This window comes from Streptomyces sp. NBC_01465 (assembly GCF_036227325.1).
Taxonomy (GTDB): domain Bacteria; phylum Actinomycetota; class Actinomycetes; order Streptomycetales; family Streptomycetaceae; genus Streptomyces.
Map to the genome: position 1 here is coordinate 7,578,813 of NZ_CP109467.1, position 22,877 is coordinate 7,601,689.

The 22,877-nt window shown below is 71.6% G+C and carries 19 protein-coding genes; 12 read left to right on the plus strand and 7 right to left on the minus strand.

Annotated features, from left to right (window positions below; all coding sequences use genetic code 11):
• The first annotated feature begins 47 nt into the window (after positions 1 to 47).
• The 8 genes from OG707_RS35320 to OG707_RS35355 all read left to right on the plus strand — a co-directional run bounded on the left by OG707_RS35320 (position 48) and on the right by OG707_RS35355 (position 9,049).
• Positions 48 to 1,079 (plus strand): alpha/beta fold hydrolase, encoded by a 1,032-nt coding sequence (locus OG707_RS35320; RefSeq protein ID WP_329125735.1) that lies wholly within the window; start codon positions 48 to 50, stop codon positions 1,077 to 1,079.
• Positions 1,080 to 1,157: 78 nt separating this feature from the next.
• On the plus strand, positions 1,158 to 2,411 hold the full coding sequence (locus OG707_RS35325; RefSeq protein ID WP_329125737.1) for a bifunctional glycosyltransferase family 2/GtrA family protein: 1,254 nt from the start codon (positions 1,158 to 1,160) through the stop codon (positions 2,409 to 2,411).
• Positions 2,412 to 2,415: 4 nt separating this feature from the next.
• Positions 2,416 to 4,494 (plus strand): ArnT family glycosyltransferase, encoded by a 2,079-nt coding sequence (locus tag OG707_RS35330; protein ID WP_329125739.1) that lies wholly within the window; start codon positions 2,416 to 2,418, stop codon positions 4,492 to 4,494.
• Between the two features lie 28 nt (positions 4,495 to 4,522).
• The gene (locus tag OG707_RS35335; protein WP_329125741.1) at positions 4,523 to 5,269 is read left to right on the plus strand and encodes a response regulator transcription factor; all 747 of its coding nucleotides are present in this window, start codon (positions 4,523 to 4,525) and stop codon (positions 5,267 to 5,269) included.
• Positions 5,266 to 6,672 carry a sensor histidine kinase gene (locus OG707_RS35340; RefSeq protein WP_329125743.1) on the plus strand — a complete coding sequence of 469 codons (1,407 nt, stop codon included), beginning with the start codon at positions 5,266 to 5,268 and terminating at the stop codon, positions 6,670 to 6,672. The genes OG707_RS35335 and OG707_RS35340 overlap by 4 nt, the downstream gene beginning before the upstream one ends.
• A 190-nt stretch (positions 6,673 to 6,862) precedes the next feature.
• A complete protein-coding gene (locus OG707_RS35345; protein WP_018536328.1) occupies positions 6,863 to 7,066 on the plus strand; it encodes a cold-shock protein in 204 nt (67 codons plus the stop codon).
• Between the two features lie 158 nt (positions 7,067 to 7,224).
• The gene (locus tag OG707_RS35350; protein ID WP_329125745.1) at positions 7,225 to 8,688 is read left to right on the plus strand and encodes a DEAD/DEAH box helicase; all 1,464 of its coding nucleotides are present in this window, start codon (positions 7,225 to 7,227) and stop codon (positions 8,686 to 8,688) included.
• A 46-nt stretch (positions 8,689 to 8,734) separates the two neighbouring features.
• Positions 8,735 to 9,049, plus strand: coding sequence for an SCO5918 family protein (locus tag OG707_RS35355; RefSeq protein WP_329125747.1), 315 nt, complete (start codon positions 8,735 to 8,737; stop codon positions 9,047 to 9,049).
• A gap of 10 nt (positions 9,050 to 9,059) precedes the next feature.
• On the opposite strand, the gene OG707_RS35360 is transcribed toward OG707_RS35355, so the two are convergent.
• Positions 9,060 to 10,013, minus strand: coding sequence for a helix-turn-helix transcriptional regulator (locus OG707_RS35360; RefSeq protein ID WP_329125748.1), 954 nt, complete (start codon positions 10,011 to 10,013; stop codon positions 9,060 to 9,062).
• 95 nt (positions 10,014 to 10,108) lie between these two features.
• On the opposite strand from OG707_RS35360, the gene OG707_RS35365 reads away from it, so the two are divergent.
• Complete coding sequence (locus OG707_RS35365; RefSeq protein ID WP_329125750.1) at positions 10,109 to 10,942, plus strand: SDR family oxidoreductase; 834 nt, start codon at positions 10,109 to 10,111, stop codon at positions 10,940 to 10,942.
• Here the strand turns inward: OG707_RS35365 and OG707_RS35370 are convergent.
• Positions 10,935 to 11,771 carry a sulfurtransferase gene (locus OG707_RS35370; RefSeq protein ID WP_329125752.1) on the minus strand — a complete coding sequence of 279 codons (837 nt, stop codon included), beginning with the start codon at positions 11,769 to 11,771 and terminating at the stop codon, positions 10,935 to 10,937. The genes OG707_RS35365 and OG707_RS35370 overlap by 8 nt on opposite strands.
• A gap of 43 nt (positions 11,772 to 11,814) precedes the next feature.
• A complete protein-coding gene (locus tag OG707_RS35375) occupies positions 11,815 to 12,144 on the minus strand; it encodes a cupin domain-containing protein (protein ID WP_329125754.1) in 330 nt (109 codons plus the stop codon).
• A 70-nt stretch (positions 12,145 to 12,214) separates the two neighbouring features.
• On the opposite strand from OG707_RS35375, the gene OG707_RS35380 reads away from it, so the two are divergent.
• The 3 genes from OG707_RS35380 to OG707_RS35390 all read left to right on the plus strand — a co-directional run bounded on the left by OG707_RS35380 (position 12,215) and on the right by OG707_RS35390 (position 16,283).
• The gene (locus tag OG707_RS35380; protein WP_329125756.1) at positions 12,215 to 13,186 is read left to right on the plus strand and encodes a GlxA family transcriptional regulator; all 972 of its coding nucleotides are present in this window, start codon (positions 12,215 to 12,217) and stop codon (positions 13,184 to 13,186) included.
• Positions 13,187 to 13,207: 21 nt separating this feature from the next.
• Entirely contained in the window at positions 13,208 to 14,752 is a 1,545-nt protein-coding gene (locus OG707_RS35385; protein ID WP_329125759.1) for a hypothetical protein, read from the plus strand.
• Between the two features lie 109 nt (positions 14,753 to 14,861).
• On the plus strand, positions 14,862 to 16,283 hold the full coding sequence (locus OG707_RS35390) for an RICIN domain-containing protein (RefSeq protein ID WP_329125761.1): 1,422 nt from the start codon (positions 14,862 to 14,864) through the stop codon (positions 16,281 to 16,283).
• 6 nt (positions 16,284 to 16,289) lie between these two features.
• Here OG707_RS35390 and OG707_RS35395 read toward each other — a convergent pair whose 3' ends face one another.
• The 4 genes from OG707_RS35395 to OG707_RS35410 all read right to left on the minus strand — a co-directional run bounded on the left by OG707_RS35395 (position 16,290) and on the right by OG707_RS35410 (position 22,875).
• On the minus strand, positions 16,290 to 17,462 hold the full coding sequence (locus OG707_RS35395; protein WP_329125762.1) for an MFS transporter: 1,173 nt from the start codon (positions 17,460 to 17,462) through the stop codon (positions 16,290 to 16,292).
• Complete coding sequence (locus tag OG707_RS35400) at positions 17,459 to 20,308, minus strand: glycoside hydrolase family 2 TIM barrel-domain containing protein (RefSeq protein WP_329125764.1); 2,850 nt, start codon at positions 20,306 to 20,308, stop codon at positions 17,459 to 17,461. The genes OG707_RS35395 and OG707_RS35400 overlap by 4 nt, the downstream gene beginning before the upstream one ends.
• Complete coding sequence (locus tag OG707_RS35405; RefSeq protein ID WP_329125766.1) at positions 20,305 to 21,525, minus strand: ROK family protein; 1,221 nt, start codon at positions 21,523 to 21,525, stop codon at positions 20,305 to 20,307. The genes OG707_RS35400 and OG707_RS35405 overlap by 4 nt, the downstream gene beginning before the upstream one ends.
• A gap of 108 nt (positions 21,526 to 21,633) precedes the next feature.
• Entirely contained in the window at positions 21,634 to 22,875 is a 1,242-nt protein-coding gene (locus OG707_RS35410; RefSeq protein ID WP_329125769.1) for an FAD-binding protein, read from the minus strand.
• Positions 22,876 to 22,877 lie beyond the last annotated feature (2 nt).

The following is a 22,877-nucleotide window of genomic DNA, read 5'->3' on the forward strand; positions in this document are numbered from 1 at the left end:
TACACTCGGAATCGGTGGTACCGGTGGCCGCCACAGGGAGGCCGTCCATGGCACTGATCCTGCCGTTCCGTACCCAGCAGCCACGCCCGGCCGCCGAGGAGACCGCACTGCGCTTCCGTACGGTCCATGGCTACCGCCGCGCCTTCCGGATCGCCGGGGAGGGCCCGGCCGTCCTCCTGGTCCACGGCATCGGCGACTCCTCGGCGACCTGGTCCCGTCTCGTCGGCCCCCTCGCCCGGCACCACACGGTCATCGCCCCCGACCTCCTCGGTCACGGCCACTCGGACAAACCGCGCGCCGACTACTCGGTGGCGGCCTACGCCAACGGCGTCCGCGACCTCCTGGGCGTCCTCGGCATCGACCGGGTGACGCTGGTCGGGCACTCCTTCGGGGGCGGTGTGGCGATGCAGTTCGCCTACCAGTTCCCCGAGCGCGTGGACCGCCTGGTACTGGTGAGCACCGGCGGTGTGGGACGCCAGGTCACCCCCGTACTGCGGGCGGCGACCCTGCCCGGCGCCGACCTCGTGATGTCCCTGCTGAAGCTCCCCGGCTCACGCCTGCAGGTGCGCCTCGCCGTAAGAGCGCTCCAACTCCTCGACACCGGCCTGGGTTTGGACGCCCCCGATCTCATCGGCCTGGTCGACGCCCTGCCCGACGCCCGCTCCCGCAGCGCCTTCACCCGTACTCTGCGGGCGGTCGTCGACTGGCGCGGCCAGGTCGTCACCATGCTGGACCGCTGCTATCTGACCCAGGGGATCCCGACGCTGCTGGTCTGGGGTGCCAGGGATTCCGTCCTTCCCGTACGGCATGCGCACACGGCGTACGAGGCGATGCCCGGCAGCCGGCTGGCGGTCTTCCAGGGGGCGGGCCACTTCCCGCACCACAGCGAACCGGACCGCTTCCAGGCCCTGATCGAGGAGTTCATCGCCTCCACGGCCCCGGGCGACTGGAGCGTCGAGGAGTGGCGGCGCCTGCTGCGCGACGGCCGCCCGGGAACGGAGGTCGGGCAGCCCGACGACGCGTTCAACCGGTCGGTGGAGCGCGACTACCAGGAGGCGAGCGAGCGCAGCGCCACCTGACCTGCGGGTTCAGGACTCTCCGCGAATTCCCAGCATTCTCCCCGCTGTTCCTCCGACGGGGGCGACAGTGTCGCCGTCGTGACTCCAGCCACCGGCACCACCGACCGGGCCCGCGGCTTCCAGCCCGCGAGCCGTCCCCCCGCGGCGCCGGGTGCGGCGACCGTCGAGGTCGTCGTCCCCGTCCACAACGAGGAGCGTGCGCTCCCCGGCTGTCTGCGCACCCTGCACGCCCGGCTGAGGGAGCAGTGCCCCTTTCCCTGGCGGATCACCGTGGCCGACAACGCCAGCACCGACGACACACCTCTGCTGGCCCGCCGCCTCGCGGCCGAGCTGGCCGGAGTCGGCGTCGTACGCCTGGACCGCAAAGGCCGCGGTCTTGCCCTGCGTACGGTCTGGGCGGCCAGTGACGCGGACATCGTGGTCTACATGGACGTGGACCTCTCCACGGGCCTGCAGGGGCTGCTGCCGCTGATCGCGCCCCTCGCCAGCGGCCACTCCGACCTCGCCGTCGGCACCAGGCTCGCGCCCGGGGCCCGTACCGTACGAGGCCCCCGCCGCGAACTGATCTCCCGCTGCTACAACACCCTGATCAGGCTCAGTCACGGCGCCCGGTTCAGCGACGCCCAGTGCGGATTCAAGGCGGCCCGCACCGACGTGCTGCGCCCGCTGCTCCAAGTGACGCGCGACGACGGGTGGTTCTTCGACACGGAACTGTTGCTCCTGGCCGAGCACAACGGTCTGCGCATCCACGAGGTGCCGGTCGACTGGGTGGAGGACCTGGACACGCGGGTCGACGTCGCCGCCACCGTCCGCGCCGACCTCAAGGGCCTGTGGCGCATCGCCCGCCTCAAGGCGTCGGGGGCGGCGAAGGTCGCACTGCCCCGCCGTCCGGGGCCGGCCGCCGAGCACCCCGACGCGGTCCTCGCGCCCGCCCGTGCGCGGCTGACCTGGGAGCTGATGTGCTTCGCGACGATCGGTGTCCTGTCGACCGCCGGGCAGGCAGGTGCGTACTGGCTGCTCAGGCAGTGGTGGCAGCCCGTCCTCGCCAACGCCCTCTCGCTGCTGGTGCTCACCCTCCTCAACACCGAGGCCAACCGCAGGCTCACGTTCCGCCACACCGCGACCCGCGCCCGGCGTGCGCACCTGGGCGCGGGCGTGCTGTTCCTCCTGGGCTATCTGGTCACCTCCGCCGCGGTCCTGCTGCTGCGCAGGGCCGATCCCACCGCCTCGCATGCCGCCGAGGCCGCCGTCCTGACCGCCGCCTCCGTGCTGGTGACCGTCGTCCGGTTCGCCGTACTGCGGCGGGCCGTCTTCACCGATGAGAGCGAGTAACACCATGACCGAACAGCCCGACGTGCTGTCCCCGCCCCTCTCCTCCGCCCCGCCGCCGCCCGTCAACACCCCTCGCACGACGCCCCGTTGGGCCGCACCCCTCGCCCTCTCCGCGATCCTGCTCGTGACCGCGGTCCTCTACGGGTGGGCGATCACCTCCCTGGGCTGGGGCAACGACTACTACGCGGCCGCCGTGAAATCCATGGGCCGCAACTGGACCAACTTCCTCTTCGGCGCCTACGACCCGGCCGGCGTCGTCACCGTCGACAAACCCCCTGCAGCCCTGTGGCCGCAGGTGCTCAGCACCAAGATCTTCGGCATGCACGGCTGGGCGCTGATCCTGCCCCAGGTCATCGAGGGCGTCGCCACGGTGGCGCTGCTGCACCGCACCGTACGACGCTGGGCAGGCGAGGGCGCGGCGCTGCTCGCCGCACTCGTCCTGGCCCTCACGCCCATCACCGTCGCCATCAACCGCGACAACAACCCCGACACCCTGCTGGTCCTGCTGCTCGTGGCGGCCGCGTACGCGCTGACCCGCGCACTGCAGAGCGACCGGGGCCGGGAGGCGACCTGGTGGCTGTGCGCGAGCGGCTTCCTCATCGGCGGCGGCTTCCTCACCAAGATGCTGGCCGCCTGGATGGTGGTACCCGTCTTCGCCGCCGCCTGGCTGATCGGCGCGGGCGGACCGTGGCTCACGCGCCTCCGGCGGCTCCTCGCGGCAGGGGCGGTACTCGCCGCCTCCTCCCTGTGGTGGGTGGCCCTGGTCGCCCTCTGGCCGGGCGACCACCCGTACATCGGGGGCAGCAAGGACGGCTCCGCCTGGGACCTGGTGATGGGCTACAACGGGCTCGGCCGGATCTTCGGCGAGGGCGACGGCCCCGCCAACAGCAACGGCTCCACCTTCGGCGGCCCTGCCGGTCTCTCCCGGCTCTTCAACGACCAGAACGCCGGCCAGATCAGCTGGCTGTTCCCGGTGTGCGCGGCGGCCCTGCTGGTCGCCGTCGCCACCGCGGTCCTGCGCAGGCGCGGCGGTACGGCGGGCGAGCCCCTCGCCGCGGCGGGCTGGGTGCTCTGGGGCGGCTGGCTGCTGATCTGCGCCGCGGTCTTCTCCACCCAGCGGGGCATCTTCCACCCGTACTACTCCACTCAACTCGCCCCGGCCGTCGGCGCATTGGCAGGCGGCCTCCTGGCGCAGCTGGTGCGGGCACACCGGGCGGGCGCGCGGTGGCCCGGCGCCGTCGGGGCGGTGACCGTGCTCGGGACGGCGGCCTGGGCGGCCGTCGTGATCCGGCGTGTGCCGACCTGGCACGGCTGGCTGGTGTGGCCGGTCGCCGCAGCGGGCGCCGCCGCCGGAATCCTGCTGATCCTCGCCGCCTGGCGCTGGACCCGGCTGCTTCCTTCCGCGCTGGGCACCGCGGTCGTCGCGGTCCTCCTCGCCCCCGGAGTCTGGTCGGCGATCGTGCCCTTCGGCAGCAACGCGGCGGCCGCAGGCGGCGCCCTGGTGAACGCGGGCCCCCTCCAGTCGGGAGGCGCAGGGATGATCGTCGAAAAGTTGCCCGGCGGAACGCCCAAGGTGGTGCAGATCGAGCCCGGCGCGAAGGGCGGCGCAGCCACAGGCCCGCAACCCGCACCCCAGGGCGACAAGCCGGGCAAGTCGGTGACCGCCAACGGAGGACCGGCCGGCGGTGAAGACCAGAGCAGAATCCTCAACTACGTACGCACGCAAGCCCCTTCGGCCCGCATCGCCCTCGCCGTCGGCGACGGCGGAAACGCCACCGAGCTCATCCTGAGCACCGACCTCACCGTCATCGGCATGGGCGGCTTCGGCGGCACCGACGACGCACCGTCCGTCGAGCAACTCGCCCGATGGGCCGCGAACGGCGAGCTGCGCTACGTCCTCCGCCCCGACCGGGCCATGTCCCCGGGCACCGGTGCGGGCGCGGTGCGCATGAGCCCTACCGGTAAGCCCGTGGGCACGGCCGCCGCGCGCTCCGCCTGGATGGACAAGCACTGCACGAAGGTGCCCGCCTCCGCCTACGGTGGCACCTCCGACAGCACGCTCTACGACTGCGCCCCCAAGTAGCGCTGAGGAAAGGGGACTTCGGCCCGCCATGACCGAGCAGCCCGCCGCCGGCGCCCGCCACACCATCCTCGTGGTGGAGGACGACCCCGGCATCCGTACCCTCCTGGAATCCACCCTGAGGCTCGCCGGATACCAGGTCCTCGCGGCGGGCACCGGGCAGCAGGCCCTGCGCGAGGCCGAGCGCTCGGCCCCCGACCTGCTGCTGCTCGATGTGATGCTGCCCGACCTGGACGGCATCGAGGTGACCCGCACCCTGAGGGCCGCCGGGGTGCGCACCCCGGTCCTGTTCCTCACCGCCCGCGCCGAGGTCGGCGACCGGATCGCCGGGCTCAGCGCGGGCGGCGACGACTACGTGACCAAACCGTTCAGCATCGAGGAGGTACTGCTGCGGGTACGCGCCATCCTCCGCCGCACCGACCCCGCAACCCCCGCCGGGTCGAGCGGCGGCACCATACTGCGCTACGCCGACCTGGAGTGGGACGAGGCCGCGCACGAAGTGCACCGCGCAGGCCAGTACATCCAGCTCTCGCCCACCGAGTTCAACCTGCTCGGCTACCTCCTGGCCAACCCCCACCGGGTCCTGAGCAAATTCCAGATCCTGGACCACGTGTGGCGCTACGACTTCAACGGCGACGCCCGGATCGTCGAGACGTACATGAAGTACCTGCGCCGCAAAGTGGACTGCTACGACCCTCCGCTCATCCACACCGTGCGCGGCGTCGGCTACTGCCTGCGCCTGCCGCGCGAGAGCGGCGGCCGGACGGGCGAGCGGTGACGCTGCGCCGGCGCCTGGTCCTGGGCGTCACCCTGCTGGCCGCCGCAGCCGTGCTCGCCGCGCAGACCATCGGTTTCCTCACGCTGCGCGGCTGGCTCCTCGACCGCGTCGACCAGCAGCTCATCACCTCCGTCCCCGCCCAGCTCGGGCTGGTGGAACAGATGGCGGCCGGAGGACTGCCCGGCCTGGACACCTCCGACAGCCTCCCCTCCGACTTCCGCCTGCTGATCTACGACGCGACGAACCGGACGCGGGCCACCATCTCCACGGGCGACAAGCCGGGCCCCCGGCTCCCGGAATCCGCCACGGACCTGAATCTGCGGCACGGCCGCCCGTTCACCGTCCCCGCCGTCTCGGGGGCCGGCCGCTGGCGGGTCCTGCTCGCCACCGCTCCCTCGGGCGCCGTCTTCGCGGTGGCGCTTCCCCTGGACACCGTCGACGGGGCCACCTCCCGGCTGCTCTGGCTGAACGGGACGGTCCTCGCGGCCACCGTCCTGGCCCTCCTCGCGGCCGGCGCCTGGGTCGTACGCCTGGGCCTGCGCCCGCTGACCCGGATGGAACGCACCGCCCAGGACATCACCGCAGGCGACCTGGACCTGCGGCTCGTGGACACCGACCCCCGTACCGAGACCGGCCGGCTCGGCCAGGTGCTCAACACCATGCTGGAGCGGTTGCAGGGGGCGCTGCTCGTACGAGAATCCTCCGAGGCCCGCCTGCGCCGCTTCGTCGCCGACGCGGGCCACGAACTGCGCACCCCGCTGACCACCGTCCAGGGCTTCGCGGAGCTCGCCCTGCTCCACGACGACCTGCCGAAGGACCAGCGCGACGAGGCGAACCGGCTGATCGCGCAGAACGCGGAGCGCATGGCCCTGCTCATCGACGATCTGCTGCTCCTCGCCCGGCTCGACGAGGAGCCCGGCTACCGCGCACACCCCGTCGACCTGGCGCTTCTCGCGGCCGACACGGTCAGCGAGGCGGTGGTGAGGCAGGCCGACCACCCGGTGGACCTGGGCCCGCTGGGCCCGGACGCCGACGCGGAGGTTCCCTCCGTACCGGCCGACGGCGACCCGCACCGGCTGCGCCAGATCCTCGACAACCTCCTCGCCAACGCGCTCACCCACACCCCGCCCGGCACTCCGGTACACGTTCGGGTGGGAAGCATCGACGGGACAAGTGTGGTGGAGGTCGCCGACGAGGGCCCGGGGCTGGGCGCACAGGACGCCGAGCGTGTCTTCGAGCGCTTCTACCGGGTGGACCCCGCACGCTCCCGCGATCACGGCGGCAGCGGCCTCGGGCTGGCCATCGCGGCCGCGATCGCCCAGGGCCACGGCGGCAGGCTCGAGCTGGAGACCCGGCCCGGAGCGGGCTGCACCTTCCGCCTGCTGCTCCCCGCAATCGGGTGAGTACATGCCGTGCCCGGACGCTTGCGCCGTGCTACTGTCGAGGCAGTTGCAGTTGTGGTTCCCATAGACTTCAAGTGCCTTGATGGGAGTTCTCCATCAGGCGCTTTTGTTTTTCCGGGGCAATCACGAGGCAACGCCGGAGTTCCGCACAGTGCGGACTCTGGGGCACAGCCCCGAAGGAGAATTTGACATGGCTACTGGCACCGTGAAGTGGTTCAACGCGGAAAAGGGCTTCGGCTTCATCGAGCAGGAGGGTGGCGGCCCCGACGTCTTCGCCCACTACTCGAACATCGCCACCCAGGGCTTCCGTGAGCTTCAGGAAGGCCAGAAGGTGAACTTCGACGTCACCCAGGGTCAGAAGGGCCCCCAGGCGGAGAACATTGTTCCCGCCTAAGGCTTGACCGCTCAACGCAGCTGGGGCACGCACCTTCGGGTGCGGGCCCCAGCTCGCTGTTTCTGGAAAGAAACCCGGTTCGTTCTTGCAATTCCCCGGCCCGCTGTTCTCGGCCCGGAATTCCTCGATACGTGCCATATCGAGGAAGGGTTCTTGAAATGAACCGCCCCACTCGCACGAACAGCCGTTATCCCGGTGCCCGCAGGTCCGGTCAGGGCGGCGCAGGGCGGCGTCCCGCCGCACCGCAGGGAGAGTTCGCGCTCCCCGTCACCGTCACCCCCGGGCTTCCCCCGGCCGCCACCTTCGCCGATCTGGACATGCCCGCGCCCCTGCTGGCCGCGCTCACCGTCGAAGGCGTGACCACGCCGTTCCCGATCCAGGCCGCCACCCTGCCGAACGCCCTCGCGGGCCGCGACGTCCTGGGCCGTGGCCGTACCGGCTCCGGCAAGACCCTCGCCTTCGGGCTCGCGGTGATCAAGCGGACCGCGGGGCAGCGCGCCGATGCCAAGCAGCCCCTCGCCCTGATCCTCGTCCCCACGCGGGAGCTCGCACAGCAGGTCACCGACGCGCTCACCCCGTACGCACGGGCACTGAAGCTGCGCATGGCGACCGTCGTCGGCGGGATGTCGATCGGCCGGCAGGCCGGTGCGCTGCGCTCCGGCGCCGAGATCGTCGTGGCGACCCCGGGCCGTCTCAAGGACCTCATCGAGCGCCGCGACTGCAAGCTCGACAAGGTCGCCATCACCGTCCTCGACGAGGCCGACCAGATGGCCGACATGGGGTTCATGCCGCAGGTCACCGAGCTGCTCGACCTCGTACGTCCCGGAGGCCAGCGGATGCTGTTCTCCGCGACCCTGGACCGCAATGTCGACCTGCTGGTCCGCCGCTACCTCAACGACCCGGTGGTCCACTCCGTCGACCCCTCCAAGGGCGCGGTCTCCACGATGGAGCACCACGTCCTGCAGGTGCACGGCACGGACAAGTACGCCGTCGCCACCGAGATCGCGGCCCGCGACGGACGGGTGATCATCTTCCTGGACACCAAGCACGCCGTGGACCAGCTCACCCGCCACCTGCTCGCCAGCGGGGTGCGCGCAGCGGCGCTGCACGGCGGCAAGTCGCAGCCGCAGCGGACCCGTACGCTCGCGCAGTTCAAGTCGGGGAGCGTCACCGCGCTGGTCGCCACCAACGTCGCCGCCCGCGGTATTCACGTCGACAACCTCGACCTGGTCCTCAACGTCGACCCGCCGAGCGACCACAAGGACTATCTGCACCGCGGCGGCCGGACCGCCCGGGCCGGCGAGTCCGGAAGCGTCGTCACCCTCGTCACCACCGGCCAGCGCCGCGACATGACCCGGCTGATGTCCGACGCCGGGATCAGGCCGACCGTCACCCAGGTCCGTTCCGGCGACGCGGAACTGAGCCGTATCACCGGCGCCCAGGCGCCCTCGGGCGTCCCCGTCAGGGGCAGCGCACCTGTCTCCGACGACCGGCCCAAGCAGCGCGGCGGCACGCCGTTCCGCGGCCGGGGTACCCGGTCGGGCGGCGAGTCGCGCAAGGCCACCGAGGCACGCCAGACTGCGGAGGCGCGCAAGGCGGCCCGCATCCGCCGCGCCGCATGAGCACCGTTCCCCCTCCTGTTCCTTCCTGTCACTGAAGCGAGGCTCCATGCGTTTCGTCATCGCCCGTTACCCCTTCGAATTCACCAAGCTCGAGGTGGAGACGGCCATGAAGGGCGTGAAGCCCGAACCGGTCACCGGGGAGTCCGTGATCATCAACCGGCGTACGTACCCGGTCAAGCAGGTCGGTGAGGTCATCACCCGGCAGGACCGCCGTGACTTCACCGCCGCTGAGGTGACCCGGGCGATGACGAGCCTCGGCTTCACCTGCCGTTCGGCCGCCGCGTCCGTTCCGGCCCCCGCTCCCGCGCTCAGCCCGGTCGAGGCCGCGTCGGCGATGCTCGGGGCCCCGGACCAGCTCTGACCCAGCGGTCTCAGCCGGCCGGCGGCCCGTAGAGGGAGGCGAGCTCGTACGCGAGGCGTGCGAGCCGCTCCCGGGCCGCCGGGGGCTCCAGAATCTCGACGCGCGCCCCGAGCCCCGCGAGCTGCGCCGCCACGATCTCCGGCGAGGGACCGTCGATCTCGATCTCCCTCCAGCCATCGGGTTGTGTACTTCCGGTCCGCAGCCGCCCGCCGAACAGCCCCTCCAGGATCCGCTCCGTGCCCCGGCCCGCCCGTGCCCGGACCGTCGCGGCCAGCATTCGGTCCTCCATCCGCGCGGCCAGGGAGCGCCAGGCCGTGGCGAGATCAAAACCCTCAGGGCGTTCGACCCGCTCGCCCGTCGCCTCGACCGAGGTGACACGGCTCAGCCGGAACGTCCGCAGACCCTTGTCGGTCCCCGCGACGAGATAGCCGGTGCCCGCCTTGGAGGCGAGGCCGAGCGGATGGACCGTACGTTCACCGGTGGGTTGTCCGGGTCTGACGTATCCCAGCCGCACCTGCACCCCGTCCACCACCGCCCGCTGCAGCGCGGCGAGATGGGGAGTGTCCGCGGCGAGCGCGGACCCCGACCAGTCCGTGGCGTCGGCCACCCCCGCCTTCGACGCCGCCTCGGCGTCTTCGCGCAGGGTGGCGGGCAGGGCGCGCACCAACTTCCGTAGCGCTGTGCGCAGTTCGGGTGTCGCGGAGGAGGGGCCCGCGGCCAGGAACAGCGCCCTGGACTCGCCTGCGGTCAGTCCCGTCAGATCGGTACGGGCCCCGCCGACCAGCGCCCAGCCTCCGCCGCGCCCGGCCTGCGAATAGACGGGGATGCCCGCGGTCGCGAGCGCTTCGAGGTCGCGCCGGGCGGTCCGCGCGGACACCTCGAGCTCGGCCGCGACCTCCGCCGCGGTCACCTGCCCGCGCGTCTGCAGGAACAGCAGCACGGCCACCAGACGATCAGCTCTCATGGCAGTCGATTCTGCTCCGGAAACTGGCCAGAAGATGGCCACTTTGGCTTCCAGGATGGTCACAGAGCTCAACGGAAACCACCTGGGAGACAGTGATGATCGTTGTAACGGGAGCCACCGGAAACGTCGGACGCCCGCTGGTGCAGGCGCTGTTGGCGGCGGGCGAGGAGGTGACGGCGCTGTCGCGGCGTCCGGACCGTGAGGAGGCGGGCGTACGGTACCGGCAGGCGGATCTCGCCGACCCGGCGAATCTGAAAGCCGTGCTGGACGGGGCCGACGCGCTCTATCTGCTGATTGCCGGTGACGGCGGGGAGCTGGATCCGAAGGAGATCGTGGAGGCCGTGCGGGCGGCGGGGGTGCGGCGTATCGTGCTGCAGTCCTCGCAGGGGGTCGGGACGCGGCCGCAGTCCGTCGTCCACGCACAGCTGCGGGCGTTCGAGGAGGCGGTCCAGGGGTCCGGTCTTGAGTGGACGGTTCTGAGGCCGGGCGGCTTCGCCTCCAACGCCTACCTGTGGGCGGACTCGGTGCGCGAACAGCGGGCCGCTGCAGCGCCGTTCGGGGATGTGGGGCTGCCCGTCGTCGACCCGCAGGACATCGCGGACGTTGCGGCCGCCGTGCTGCTCGGGGGAGGGCATGCGGGCCGTACGTACGTCCTCACCGGTCCGGCTCCCGTCACCCCGCGCGAACAGGTGCAGGCGATCGCGGACGCCGTCGGCGAACCGGTGCACTTCGTGGCGCTGGGCCGCGCCGAGGCGCGGGAGCAGATGGTGCGGTTCATGCCCGAGGCGGCGGTGGACACGACGCTCTCCATCCTGGGCGAGCCGACGGACGACGAACTGCGGGTGAGCCCTGCGGTTGAGGACGTGCTCGGCCGGGCACCGCGCCCGTTCGCCGCGTGGGCCGGGCGCAGTGCGGCCGCCTTCAGGTGACCGGCAGGTCCGAGGGCAGGCCCCACTCGCTCCAGGAGCCGTCGTACACGGACAGGTCGCGGTAGCCCGCAAGCTCCGCGCCGAGCGCCAGGACGCAGGCGGTGACGCCCGAACCGCAGCTGAACACCAGTCTCTTGCGGTCCTCGGCGAGCGCGGCGAAGGCGGTACGCAGTTCCTCCGCCGGGAGCATCAGCCCCTCGCGCTGGATCTCGGTGAAGGGGAGGTTCACGGCCCCGGGCATGTGGCCGCCGCGCAGCCCGGGGCGCGGCTCGGGTGCCGTACCGGCGAACCGGTCGCGGGAGCGCGCGTCGAAGACGGCGGCGGAGGGGTCGGCCAGGGCCTTCACCACCTCGGTGCTGTCGACGATCAGTCCGGGGCGGGGCCGGGCGGTGAAGTCGCCGCGCGGTGCCGGGTGTTGGGCGGTGTTCTTCTCCACGGGGTGCCCGGCCGCGGACCAGGCGGGCAGGCCGCCGTCGAGTACGGCCACCCGGTCGAAGCCCGTCGCGCGCAGCATCCACCAGGCGCGGGCCGCCGAGTAGAGGCCCACGGTGTCGTAGACGACGACGGTGGAGGTGTCGTCGACGCCGAGCGCGCGCATCTCCTCCGTGAACCGGTCGGCGTCGGGCATGGTGTGGGGGAGCGGCGAGGTGTGGTCGGACAGGGCCCCGTCCAGATCAAAGGCGCGCGCTCCTGGGATCCGCAGACCGGCGCCCCGGTGCGCGCCGACCGAGGCGTCGAGGAGGACGAGCCCCGGCTCGCCGAGCCGGGGCGCGAGCCAGGACGCCGGGACCAGCGCCGGAATGCTCCCGCGGTGACTGTCGGTTCCCATGGCTCTCCTCGCTCGCGCCGATCTGCCAGCGGATCCTACGGCCTCACCCCTTCAGGCTGATGACCAGGAGCGAGGCCCCCGTCTCGGTGTGCGGCCGGTGGCTGGTCCCGGCGGCCATCACCACGTAGTCGCCCGCCCGGTGGAGGCGGTCGCCGTCGACGAGTTCGCCACTGAGGACGTAGAAGTGCTCCTCCGTCACATGGTGGTCGACCTCCATCCACCGGCTGCCGGGGGCGAAGTCCAGGACCCAGGAACTCGCCTGAGCGGTCGCGGGGAGCGTGCGGACCGACAGGCCCTCGCCCGGTGAACTGCGCCTGGCATCCTCGATGTTGACGTACTGGACGGGGGGCTGTGTGTGCTCCGTTGTTGTCATGTGCCCAGCCTGGACGGGCGCGGACCACCGGCCCAGTGACACGATTGACATCGTTGAGTACTTTCGTGCCATGAGCCCCCGCCACCGGGTCGTCGCCCTCGTCCTTCCGCCGCAGTCGACCTTCGAACTCGGCTGCGCCGCCGAGGTCTTCGGCGTCGCGACCCCCGGCATCCCGGAGGCGTACGACTTCCGCGTCTGTACGGAACACCCCGGTCCGGTCCCCACGCTCGCGGGCTACGACATGAACGTCACGCACGGTCTCGAAGCCCTCGACTCCGCAGACACCGTCGTCGTCCCCGGCAAGAACGAACCCACCGCCCCCGCGTCGCCCGCCGTCCTCGACGCCCTGCGCCGCGCCCACGCCCGGGGTGCGCGCATCGCCGCGATCTGCTCCGGAGCCTTCCTCCTCGCCGAGGCCGGGCTCCTCGACGGGCGCCGCGCTGCCACCCACTGGCGCCTGGCGGACGCCCTCGCCCGGCACGCCCCGCAGGTCCGGGTCGACCCGGACGTCCTCTACATCGACCACGGCGACGTCGCCACCAGCGGCGGCAGCGCCGCCGGGATCGACCTCTGCCTCCATCTGGTCCGCGCCGACCAGGGCGCCGCCTACGCAGCCCAGATCGCCCGCAACATGGTGATGCCGCCGCACCGTGAGGGCTGCCAGCTGCAGTACGTGGACCTGCCGCCGTACGAGGGCCGGGTCCCCGACTCGCTCGCCCCGCTCCTGGCCTGGGCCGCCGACCGGCTGGGCGGGCAGCTCGGTGTCGAGGAGCTCGCCGACCACGCCGGGCTCTCGCCGCGCACCCTGGCGCGGCGCTTCAACGACCAGCTCGGTGTCAGCCCGGGGCGCTGGGTGCTCGACCGTCGTATCGCCGCCGCACAGGCACTCCTCGAACAGACCGATCTGCCCGTCGAGACGGTCGCCACCCGCGTCGGCCTGCACTCGGCGATCAACCTCCGGCGCCACTTCCACCGGGCCCTGCGCACCACACCCGCCGCCTACCGGAGGGCATTCCAGGAGCCGGCACGGCAACCTTCCTGAGGCCGGCGGCGACCGGAAGGCATGAGACACGCCAGACGGAAACCCGCTCGCGCCAAGGGCCGTACGGCGGCGATCGCCGCCGGGGCCGTCGCTCTGGCCGCGGTGGTGTACGGGACGGCCGACGCGTTCAGCGGTGCCGGTGGATCAGGGGCGCCGCAGGCAGCGGCGTCCGCGACGGCGTCGGGGAGCACGTCCCCGAGCGCGGCTGCCCGTGCGGGCGCGAGTGTCCCGCCGTCCGTATCGGCAGCGGCGAGCGCCACCGCCAGGGCCGCGGCGACGCCCACCGCCAAGGCCCCGGCCACGGCCTCGCTCGCCTCCCGGCTGACGACCACGAGCCTTGCCCTGTCCGCGAAGTTCCCCTATCTCTCCGCGGGTTACAACAACACCCGCGAATGGAACCGCATCGACACGGCCGTCGCACCCAACGGCACCCTGCGCATCGCCTGGCCCGCCGCCGACGGCATCCACGTCACCCCGCTCTCCGCCGCAGGCAGGCGTGTGGCGGCAGACACGGTCGTCCCGGGTGCCAAGGAGGTCGGCGGGCTCGTCGCGCACCATGACGGCTTCGCCGTGCTGACCCGGGTGAAGGACAGCAACAAGTGGGGCGAGACAGCGGCCGCGATCATCCGCTACAGGAACGGCGGCCGCGCCTTCACCCGGAAGCTGACCGGTACCTCCAGCCATGACACGGCGCCCCTGCTCGACGGTCAGCTGAAGTGGAACGGCACCAAGTACGGCGCGTACTTCGTCGTGCACGGCGCGGGCGGGTTCGCCGACGGGCACTTCGGCGACAAACTCTCCTATGTGAGCGCCAACGGGGCCGCGCTGTCGGGTGGTTGGAGCTGGGGGTGCAGTCACAACGAGGGCATCGCGCTGGGCGCCGAGCCCTCGGGTGCGTTCACCTCGCTCTGTTTCGACGACTGGCGCTCGGGGCTCTTCGTCTCGACCGGCATCGGCGCCCCCGACACCGCCCCCGTCGTACAGCGCGAGCAGTGCTGGGCCGGGTACTGCGGCGGCACCTTCTCCGGCCGTACGGGACAGATCGTGAAGTCCGCCACCGGCCGCTACGCCACCGCGTTCGCCTCACGCGGCGCGGCCTCGGCCAAGAAGAACGCCGCCGACACCAGCGGCCGGGGCTGGACGGTGAAGGCGAAGACCCCGACCCACCAGGTGGCGGTCGCCTTCCTGAAGAACCGGTCCACGCCCTCGGGGAAGCCGGTCCTCCTGACCGGCGCGGCGGGCACGGAGAACGTCAATGTGCACATCGCCCCGTACGGGAAGAGCAAGCTGCTGGTCTCCTGGGAGTCCCTGTCCCACGCGAAGTGCGCGAGCGGCACGTGCACGGGCACCTTCACCGGCACTCATCTGCGGCTGATCGACTGGACAGGGAAGGCCCAGTCGCCCGACACCGTCGTCCGGGCGCGGATCGCCGGGGACATCGCGGTCCTGCCGGGCGGGGATCTGACGTGGGCCTACGCCCCGGTCGCTCCTTCGTACGCCGGTCCCCTCAGCGGATCGTCCCCCACGACGGCCACGCTCGGCGTCGCGCGAATCCGCATCTCCTGACCCGTTGACCTCCTCCTGACCCGCCCTTACCGTTTCGGCGTTCGGTCCAACAGATGACGTTCGGAATGCCGAACGCACGTCTCTGTCCTGTCCTTCACGGGGAGACTGTATGAGCCGTATACGCAGACTGCTTCTCGTCCTCTGTGCCGGCCTCGCGGGGATGCTCCTCTTCCCCGTGGGCGCCGCGCAGGCCGCCACCGGTCCGGTGACCGTCACGAGCGGCACACAAGTCACCGACACCAGCGGGGCGTTGGTGCAGGCGCACGGGGGCGGGGTCATCAAGGTCGGTACGTACTACTACTGGTTCGGCGAGGACCGCAACACCGACAACACCTTCAAGTACGTCTCCGCCTACCGCTCCACGGACCTCAAGAACTGGGAGTTCCGCCACCACGTCCTGACCCAGGCCACCGATCCCGAACTGGCCACGGCCAACATCGAGCGCCCGAAGGTCGTCTACAACGCCACGACCGGGCAGTTCGTGATGTGGATGCACAAGGAGAGCGCCACCGACTACAGCGAGGCGAGGGCTGCCGTCGCCACCTCGTCGACCGTCGACGGCAACTACGCCTACAAGGGCAGCTTCCGGCCGCTCGGCACCCATATGTCGCGCGACATCACTCTCTTCACCGACACCGACGGCACCGCCTACATGGCGTCCGCCGCCAACGAGAACTACGACCTGCAGATCTACCGCCTCACCGCCGACTACACGGCCATCGCGAGTCTGGTCGCCAACCCCTGGCCCGGCGGCCACCGCGAGGCCCCGGCGCTCTTCAAGCGGGGCAGCGTGTACTTCATGCTGACCTCCGGCGCGACGGGCTGGAGCGCCAACCAGCAGCAGTACGCCACCGCTACCTCGCTCGCCGGGCCGTGGAGCGCCATGCAGAACGTGGGCGACTCGACGGCCTTCAACTCCCAGACGGCGTACGTCCTTCCGGTCCAGGGGACATCGGGGACCTCGTACCTCTACCTGGGCGACCGGTGGGGCAACTCCTTCGGCCGGACCGTCAACGACTCGCGCTATGTCTGGCTGCCGCTGACCTTCCCGACCTCGACCTCGATGGCCATGAGCTGGTACCCGCAGACCACCGTCGACACCGCGGCCGGCACAGTCGCCGGGGTGAGCGCCGCCTACGAGACGCTGACCGCCCGGCACAGCGGCAAGTGCGTGGACGTCCCCGACCAGTCGATCCTCTACGGCGTCGCGGTCGGCCAGTACACCTGCAACAGCGGTGCGAACCAGAAGTTCTGGTTCCAGGACACCGGTGACGGCTACGTCCGGCTGATGGGCCGGCAGAGTTCGCTCTGCCTCACCGAGACCTCGACCGCCGTCGTGCAGCAGGCCTGCGCGGGTACCACCGACCAGCAGTGGAAGGTGACCACGAACTCCGCCGGATATGTGGCACTCGCCGCCCGGGTGAGCGGCGAGTGCCTCGATGTGTCCGGAGGCTCCACGGCAAACTCCGCCGCGATCATCACGTACGCCTGCTCGGGCGCCACCAACCAGCAGTGGAAGCGCGCGGGTTGACCTCTCTCAGTCCTGGGGTGCTGTCGGCGTTGCTCGCTTCAGCCAGACCGTCGCCAGCAGCGAAGCTGCCGACAGCACCGTCAGGAGTACGGGCACCGCACGGATGCCGGACAGCTCAATTCCCTTGCCCAGCAAGGGCGGTGCGGCCACCCCGCCGATCATCGACGCGGAGATCACCCAGGCTCCCGCGCGCCGGGCGTGCGGGAGGGCCCGGTTGAGCCACGGCAGCCCGGTCGGGAAGACCGGGGCGATGAACAGGCCGACACCCGCGTACGCGTACGGGGCCGCGCCCGGGATCAGGGCGAGGAGGAGGCACGCCGTCATCCCGGCCGCGCAGACCGTGAGGATGAGCTCGGGGGTGTACCGGAGGGTGAGGGGGACGACCAGGAAGCGGCCGACCGTCATCATCAGCCAGTAGACGGAGGTGGCCGACGCCGCGACCGCCGCGGTGAAGCCGACCGTCTCCAGATGGGTCGGCTCCCAGCCGCCGACGCCCGCCTCCACGGCCACATTGAGGATATAGAGGGCGAGGAAGCCGACGAGGACGCGGGAGAGCAGTCGCTGCCCGTTCGCGGGGGCCGCGGCGCTCGCGGGGGCCGGCTCCGCGGTGCCGATGCCGCGGGTGCAGCACATCAGGACCGCCGACAGGAGTGCGCAGGCTCCGAAGGCGTACGGGTAGTTCTCCGGTCCCAGCGCCGCGATGACCGCGGGGCCGAGCACGGCGCCGATCCCGAAGTGGGCGTTGAGGACGTTCAGCATGGCGGTGGAGCGGTTGCCGAAGCCGACCGCGAAGAGCTGGTTGAGTCCGTAGTCGACACCGCCGAAGCCGAGCCCGCCGACGAACGCGGCCAGGAGTGCCAGGGGCCAGTTCGGGGCCACGGCCACGCCGAGGGCGCCGAGTGCCATCAGGGCGTAACTGGCGCTCAGCAGACGGCTGTTGCTGATCCTCGCGTGGATGGAGTTGAAGGCCAGGACCCCTACGACGCCGCCCGTGAAGTGCAGGCTGAGGCCGAGTCCGGCGGCGGAGGGGGAGAGCCCGAACTCCTCGCGCAGGCCGGGTACGGCGGGACCGTAGACCGCCTGGACCATGCCGATGAGGACGAAGGCCACGCAGGACGCCACCGCGGCCGGACGGCTGAAGAGCCGCCCGGCCGCGGTGGCGGTGAGGGTCTCGGTCACACCGCGCCCAGCGGGGTGAACACAAAGGTGAACTCGGCCGGTGCGGAGTGCAGTTCGTGCTGGGGCAGCACGCCGGGTCCGCAGGACTGCGAGCCGATGCCCTGCAGGGCGTGGTCGAGGTTGACCCAGACGGTGTCGCCCGGCGTCAGGTCGGTGAGGTGCTCGGCCGCGTCGAGCTGCTCGACGGTCCAGCGCCGTGCGGTGAACCAGAACTCGGGCTCGCCCTCGATGCGCAGCCCGCCGATGTCCAGGCGCCGGACGTCGGAGCGCGCCCCGTTCTCCTGCGGCCGTACGCACGGGACTTGGAGCTCGTCGACCGTCGACGTCCAGCGGCCGATCCTGGACGCCGCCGACGTGTCGGGGTACGACTCGCCGGGTCCGCCCCCGTACCAGCCGACCGCGTCCGTGCTCCCCGGCAGCCCCAGACGCACACCGAGCCGGGGCAGCGGGACCTTCCACTCGCCCTCGGGCGTGACCGAGACGCTCAGCCGCAGCCGGTCGCCGTCACTGGTCCAGCGGTACGCCACCGCCAGGCCGACGTCCCGGGCGGCGGGCGCCACCCGGGTGCGGACGATGAGCGCCTCGTCCGTCAACTCCACGCTGTCCAGGCGGTGTTGCATCCGGTGCAGACCCAGCTCGCGCCAGAGGAGACCGTTGCGCTCGCCGCCCTGCCAGCTCGCGCCGTTGTCGTTGTCGGTCGGCGCACGCCACACGTCCAGGCGCGGGGCGACGACCTCGACGGAGCCGACCGTCCGCAGGGCGCCGGTGCGGGTGTCGAAGGTGGCCGGGCCCAGCGTGATCAGCCCGTCGCCGTCCCGCTGGGGGCGGCTTCCGGTGACAACAGGCAGTGCGCTGCGGGGAGTTGCGGGCAGCTGCCCCCAGGCGACCGTGTGCTCCGGGGTGTCGGCGAGCTGCGCCTGCACCGTCCAGTGCGCCTCGGCGTCCCCGCCCGACACCGGCGGCGAGGGGAGCTTGAGGTCGGCCGACTCGCCGGGTGCCAGGGGAGGCACGGCGAGGCTGCCTGCCTCGATCGTCTCGCCGTCCACCTGGTAGGACCACTCGAAGGCCAGGTGGGAGAGGTCGGAGAAGTCGTATCCGTTGGTGATCCGGACCGTGCCCGCCTCGCCGTCGCCCGTGATCCGTACCGGCTCGACGACCTTCTTGTACTCGGTCAGGCCTGGGGAGGGCGTGCGGTCGGGGAAGATCAGGCCGTCGCAGACGAAGTTCGAGTCGTGGAGCTCCTCGCCGAAGTCGCCGCCGTACGCGAAGCCGTAGCGCTCGTCCGTGATGCCGTGGTCGATCCACTCCCAGATGAAACCGCCCTGGTTGCGCTCGTGCGCCTCGAAGAGCTGCTGGTACTCGGTGAGTCCGCCCGGGCCCGTGCCCATGGCGTGTCCGTACTCGCAGAGGATGAAGGGGAGTTGGCGCCGTCGTGCGGTGCCGCCGTCGAGGCCGAGTCCGATCTGCTCGACCTCGGCGTGCGGGGTGTACATGCGCGAGTAGACGTCCGTGTCACGGCAGCCCGCGTCGCCCTCGTAGTGGATCAGCCGGTCGGGATCGCGGTCGCGGATCCACTCGGCCATGGCGGTCAGGCCGCGGCCCGTGCCCGCCTCGTTGCCGAGCGACCAGATGAGCACCGAGGGGTGGTTCTTGTCGCGCTCGACCATGCGCGAGGCGCGGTCGACGAGGGCCGGGGTCCAGCGGGCGTCGTCGACCGGGTTGTCGCGCCACTCCTGCTCGACGAAGCCGTGGGTCTCCAGATCGCACTCGTCGATCACCCACAGCCCGTACTCGTCGCACAGGTCCAGGAAGGCGGGGTGCGGCGGGTAGTGGGAGGTGCGGACGGCGTTGATGTTGTGGCTCTTCATCAGCTCGACGTCGCGGCGCATCGTCTCCGCGTCGAGGGCGCGCCCCTTCTCGGGGTGCCACTCGTGGCGGTTGACGCCGCGGAAGAGGATGCGGCGGCCGTTGACCTTGATCAGGCCGTCCTCAAGGGCGACGGTACGGAACCCGATCCGTACCGGTATCCGCTCGCCCGCCGTCGCCAGCACCCCGTCGTACAGACGCGGTGTCTCGGCGGTCCACGGCTCGACGCGCACGGTCACGGACTCGCCGGTCGCGGCGTCGATCCCCAGTTCGGGCACGGTGATCCGGCCGCCGGGCTCGCAGTCGACGCGCAGGGTCCCCTGGCCGCTGCGGTGGTCGTACGGGCTGTGCACGAAGAAGTCGCGGACCGCGTCGGCGGGCCGGTGCTGCAGCGTCACGTCGCGGAAGATGCCGGGCAGCCACCACTGGTCCTGGTCCTCCAGGTACGAGCCCGAGGACCACTGGTGCACCCGTACGGCCAGGACGTTGCCGCTCGCCCGCAGCAGTGCGCCGACCGCGAACTCGTGCGGCAGCCTGCTGCCCTTGAACTCGCCGATCTCCTCGCCGTTGAGCCACACCTTGGCGCAGGACTCGACACCGTCGAAGCGGAGCACGGCGTCGCCGTCCGCCGGCCAGTCGGCGGGCAGGTCGAAGGTGTGGAGGTGGTCGCCGGTCGGGTTTTCGGTGGGCACGCGCGGCGGGTCGAGCGGGAAGGGGTACAGGTGGTTGGTGTAGATCGGGGCGCCGTGGCCCTGGAGCACCCAGTGGCCGGGCACCGTGATCTCGGACCAGGCCCCGGCGTCGTACCCCTGCGTGGCGAACGACTCGTCCTCGGCGTCGGCTGTCGGGGCGAGCCGGAAGTTCCAAGTGCCGTTGAGGGAGAGGGACTTCGCATCGGAGGACGGGCTGTGGGCGCGCGGTGCGAGGGCGCCGGTGCCGGGAGAGACGTCTTCGTAGTACGGGGTGCGCACAGTACTCATGAGGCTCCTTGGTTTCTGCCGGCCTTCTGTCCCACGGACGCCAGGGATCCTTCGAGCGCGAAGGTCGCCGCTCCGAGGCTCACGGGGTCGGTGGGTATCGGGCACAGCACGATTTCGGTGGCGGCCAGCGGACGGGCCAGCGCATGGCGGGCCACGGCCGCGCGGACCTCGTCGAGGAGGGGTCGGCCCAGCCGTCCGGCCACCCAGCTGCTGAGGACGATCACTTCGGGGTTGAGGAGATTGACCAGGTCGGAGATGGCGGCGCCCAGATAACGGGCGGTCTCGCGTACGACCTTGACCGCCACCGGGTCACCCTCGGCGGCTCCGTCGGCGAGGGCCTGGATCGTCGCCGTCTGGTCGTCGGGGTGCATCATGGGGCTGCCGGGACTCAGTTCGCGCAGATTGCGCATGATGCCGGGCGCGCCGACGTACGTCTCCACGCAGCCGTGGTTGCCGCAGTGGCAGAGGCGTCCGTCCAGGACCAGGGTGGTGTGGCCCCATTCGCCCGCCGAGTTGGTGGAGCCCCGGTGCAGTTCGCCGCCGAGTGCGATGCCGGCGCCCACCCCCGTACCGAGGTTGACGACGATCACGTCAGAGCGGCCGCGGGCGGCGCCGAACCACAGCTCGGCGATGGTGCAGGCGTGCAGCGGATTGTCGAGGTGGAGGGGGTAGGGGACCTGCTCGGCCAGCAGGTCGAGGAGCGGGACGTCGTGCCAGTCCCAGTTGGGCGCGTACACCAGGGAGCCGCGCTCGCGGTCCACCTGGCCCGGCATGGATATCCCGGCGCCGAGCACGGTGGAGGGGTCGACGCCCGACTCCACCACCACGGAGTTGATGGCGTCCGCGATGTGCGCGACCACCTGCTCCGGCGGTTTCCTGCCGGGCTTGAGCTCCGTGTCCGCCCGGGCCAGCACCTTCAGCGCGAGGTCGAAGAGCTCGACGTGGATGTACGTCTCGGCCACGTCGACGCCGATCAGCGCGCCCCCGGACGCATGGACGGCGACCAGTCCGCGCGGGCGCCCGCCGTCGGAGTCCTCGTACCCGACGTCGGTCAGCAGGCCGAGTTCGAGCAGCTCGCCGACGAGGGTGGCGACGGTGGCCAGGCTGAGCCCGGTCGCCGCCGCCACCTCCTGCCGGGAGACGGGTGCGTCGGCGATGATCTGCCGCAGCACCCCGTAGCGGTTGGCCGTGCGGATGTCACGGGACGTGCGTTTCACGGCGGTTCCCCCTGTCGTGCCCCCGTCGGTCCATGGCGGCGGGACGCCAGGTTATGGCGTCCGTACGGCTTTCGACAAGGGGTTCGGAAAGGGGTTGTGAAAAGGGGTTCAGTTCGCGTCGAGGAGCGGCTTCAGGAAGGGGTTGGTGAACTTGGCCGCCGGGTCGAGGTCCCTGGCCAGCGACCGGAAGTCCGCCAACCGGGGCCAGCGCTCGGCGAGTTGTGCGGTGGGTACGGTGGAGACCTTCCCCCAGTGCGGGCGCGGCGCGAACGGCGCGAGGCTCTCCTCGAGGAGGCGGAGCACCGGCTCCACGGCGGCCATGTCCTTGACCCAGGTGAAGTGCAGACCGACCGTGTCCCGGCCGTACGCCGGGCTCAGCCAGAGGTCGTCGCCCGCCATCGTCCGCACCTCGCAGATCTGCAGCACCGGTGCGACGGCCTCGCGGATCGCGTCGACGGCGTGCAGGGCGGCGACCGCGTCCGCGCGGTCGATCAGGTACTCGGACTGCAGCTCCTCGCCGTTGCTCGGCGTGAACTCGGCCCGGAAGTGCGGCAGCCGCTCGTGCCAGGGGCCGGGGACGCCCAGCTGCTGCGTGCAGTGCTCGGGCGACACGCCGGGCACGGGGTGCAGCGGGCCCTCGGCCTCGGGGGCCCAGGGGAACTCGGGCTCGCGGTCGGCCTCGTACTTGAGCCACACCTGTCCGAACCGCGGGCCGCGCCAGTCGGTGAAGAGGCTCACGCTGTACGCCGCCGAGGTGATCGCGTCGAAGTGCTCGTCCAGTACGGACAGCGGGAGCCCGGTGTGGACCCGCTGGCCCAGCTCGAAGGCGGGCACCAGATCCAGGGTGAGGGCGGTGACGACGCCGAGCGCGCCGAGCGAGACGACGGCGCCCTCGAAGCGACCGGCGTCGTGCTCGCGGCTCAGCGTCAGCAGTTCGCCGTCGGCGGTGATCAGCTCCAACTCCCGTACGGCGGTGGCCAGACTGCCGTTGCGGTTGCCCGAGCCGTGGGTGCCCGTGGCCACGGATCCGGCGACGGAGATGTGCGGCAGCGAGGCCATGTTGTGCAGGGCGAAGCCGTGCTGGTGCACCTGCCGGGCGAGCTCCGCGTACCGTACGCCCGCCGCGACCCGGACGGTCGCGGCGGACTTGTCCACGTCCACCGCAGGCGGCAGACCGGCCACCGAGAGCAGGGTGCCGTCGGTGTCGGCTATCTCGTTGAAGGAGTGGCCGCTGCCGAGCACCCGTACGTGTGCGCTGTCGGTCACGGCCTTGCGCAGCTCGTCGAGGGAGGCCGGGCTGTGCAGACGCTGTGCTGTGAAGGCGATGTTTCCCGCCCAGTTGGTCAACATCC

Coding starts and splice junctions, on each gene's coding strand:
- OG707_RS35320 (WP_329125735.1), top strand. CDS start 48: ATGGCACTGATCCTGCCGTTCCGTACCCAGCAGCCACGCCCGGCCGCC.
- OG707_RS35355 (WP_329125747.1), top strand. CDS start 8,735: ATGCGTTTCGTCATCGCCCGTTACCCCTTCGAATTCACCAAGCTCGAG.
- OG707_RS35375 (WP_329125754.1), bottom strand. CDS start 12,144: ATGACAACAACGGAGCACACACAGCCCCCCGTCCAGTACGTCAACATC.
- OG707_RS35400 (WP_329125764.1), bottom strand. CDS start 20,308: ATGAGTACTGTGCGCACCCCGTACTACGAAGACGTCTCTCCCGGCACC.
- OG707_RS35370 (WP_329125752.1), bottom strand. CDS start 11,771: ATGGGAACCGACAGTCACCGCGGGAGCATTCCGGCGCTGGTCCCGGCG.
- OG707_RS35410 (WP_329125769.1), bottom strand. CDS start 22,875: ATGTTGACCAACTGGGCGGGAAACATCGCCTTCACAGCACAGCGTCTG.
- OG707_RS35380 (WP_329125756.1), top strand. CDS start 12,215: ATGAGCCCCCGCCACCGGGTCGTCGCCCTCGTCCTTCCGCCGCAGTCG.
- OG707_RS35360 (WP_329125748.1), bottom strand. CDS start 10,013: ATGAGAGCTGATCGTCTGGTGGCCGTGCTGCTGTTCCTGCAGACGCGC.
- OG707_RS35330 (WP_329125739.1), top strand. CDS start 2,416: ATGACCGAACAGCCCGACGTGCTGTCCCCGCCCCTCTCCTCCGCCCCG.
- OG707_RS35385 (WP_329125759.1), top strand. CDS start 13,208: ATGAGACACGCCAGACGGAAACCCGCTCGCGCCAAGGGCCGTACGGCG.
- OG707_RS35345 (WP_018536328.1), top strand. CDS start 6,863: ATGGCTACTGGCACCGTGAAGTGGTTCAACGCGGAAAAGGGCTTCGGC.
- OG707_RS35365 (WP_329125750.1), top strand. CDS start 10,109: ATGATCGTTGTAACGGGAGCCACCGGAAACGTCGGACGCCCGCTGGTG.
- OG707_RS35350 (WP_329125745.1), top strand. CDS start 7,225: ATGAACCGCCCCACTCGCACGAACAGCCGTTATCCCGGTGCCCGCAGG.
- OG707_RS35335 (WP_329125741.1), top strand. CDS start 4,523: ATGACCGAGCAGCCCGCCGCCGGCGCCCGCCACACCATCCTCGTGGTG.
- OG707_RS35390 (WP_329125761.1), top strand. CDS start 14,862: ATGAGCCGTATACGCAGACTGCTTCTCGTCCTCTGTGCCGGCCTCGCG.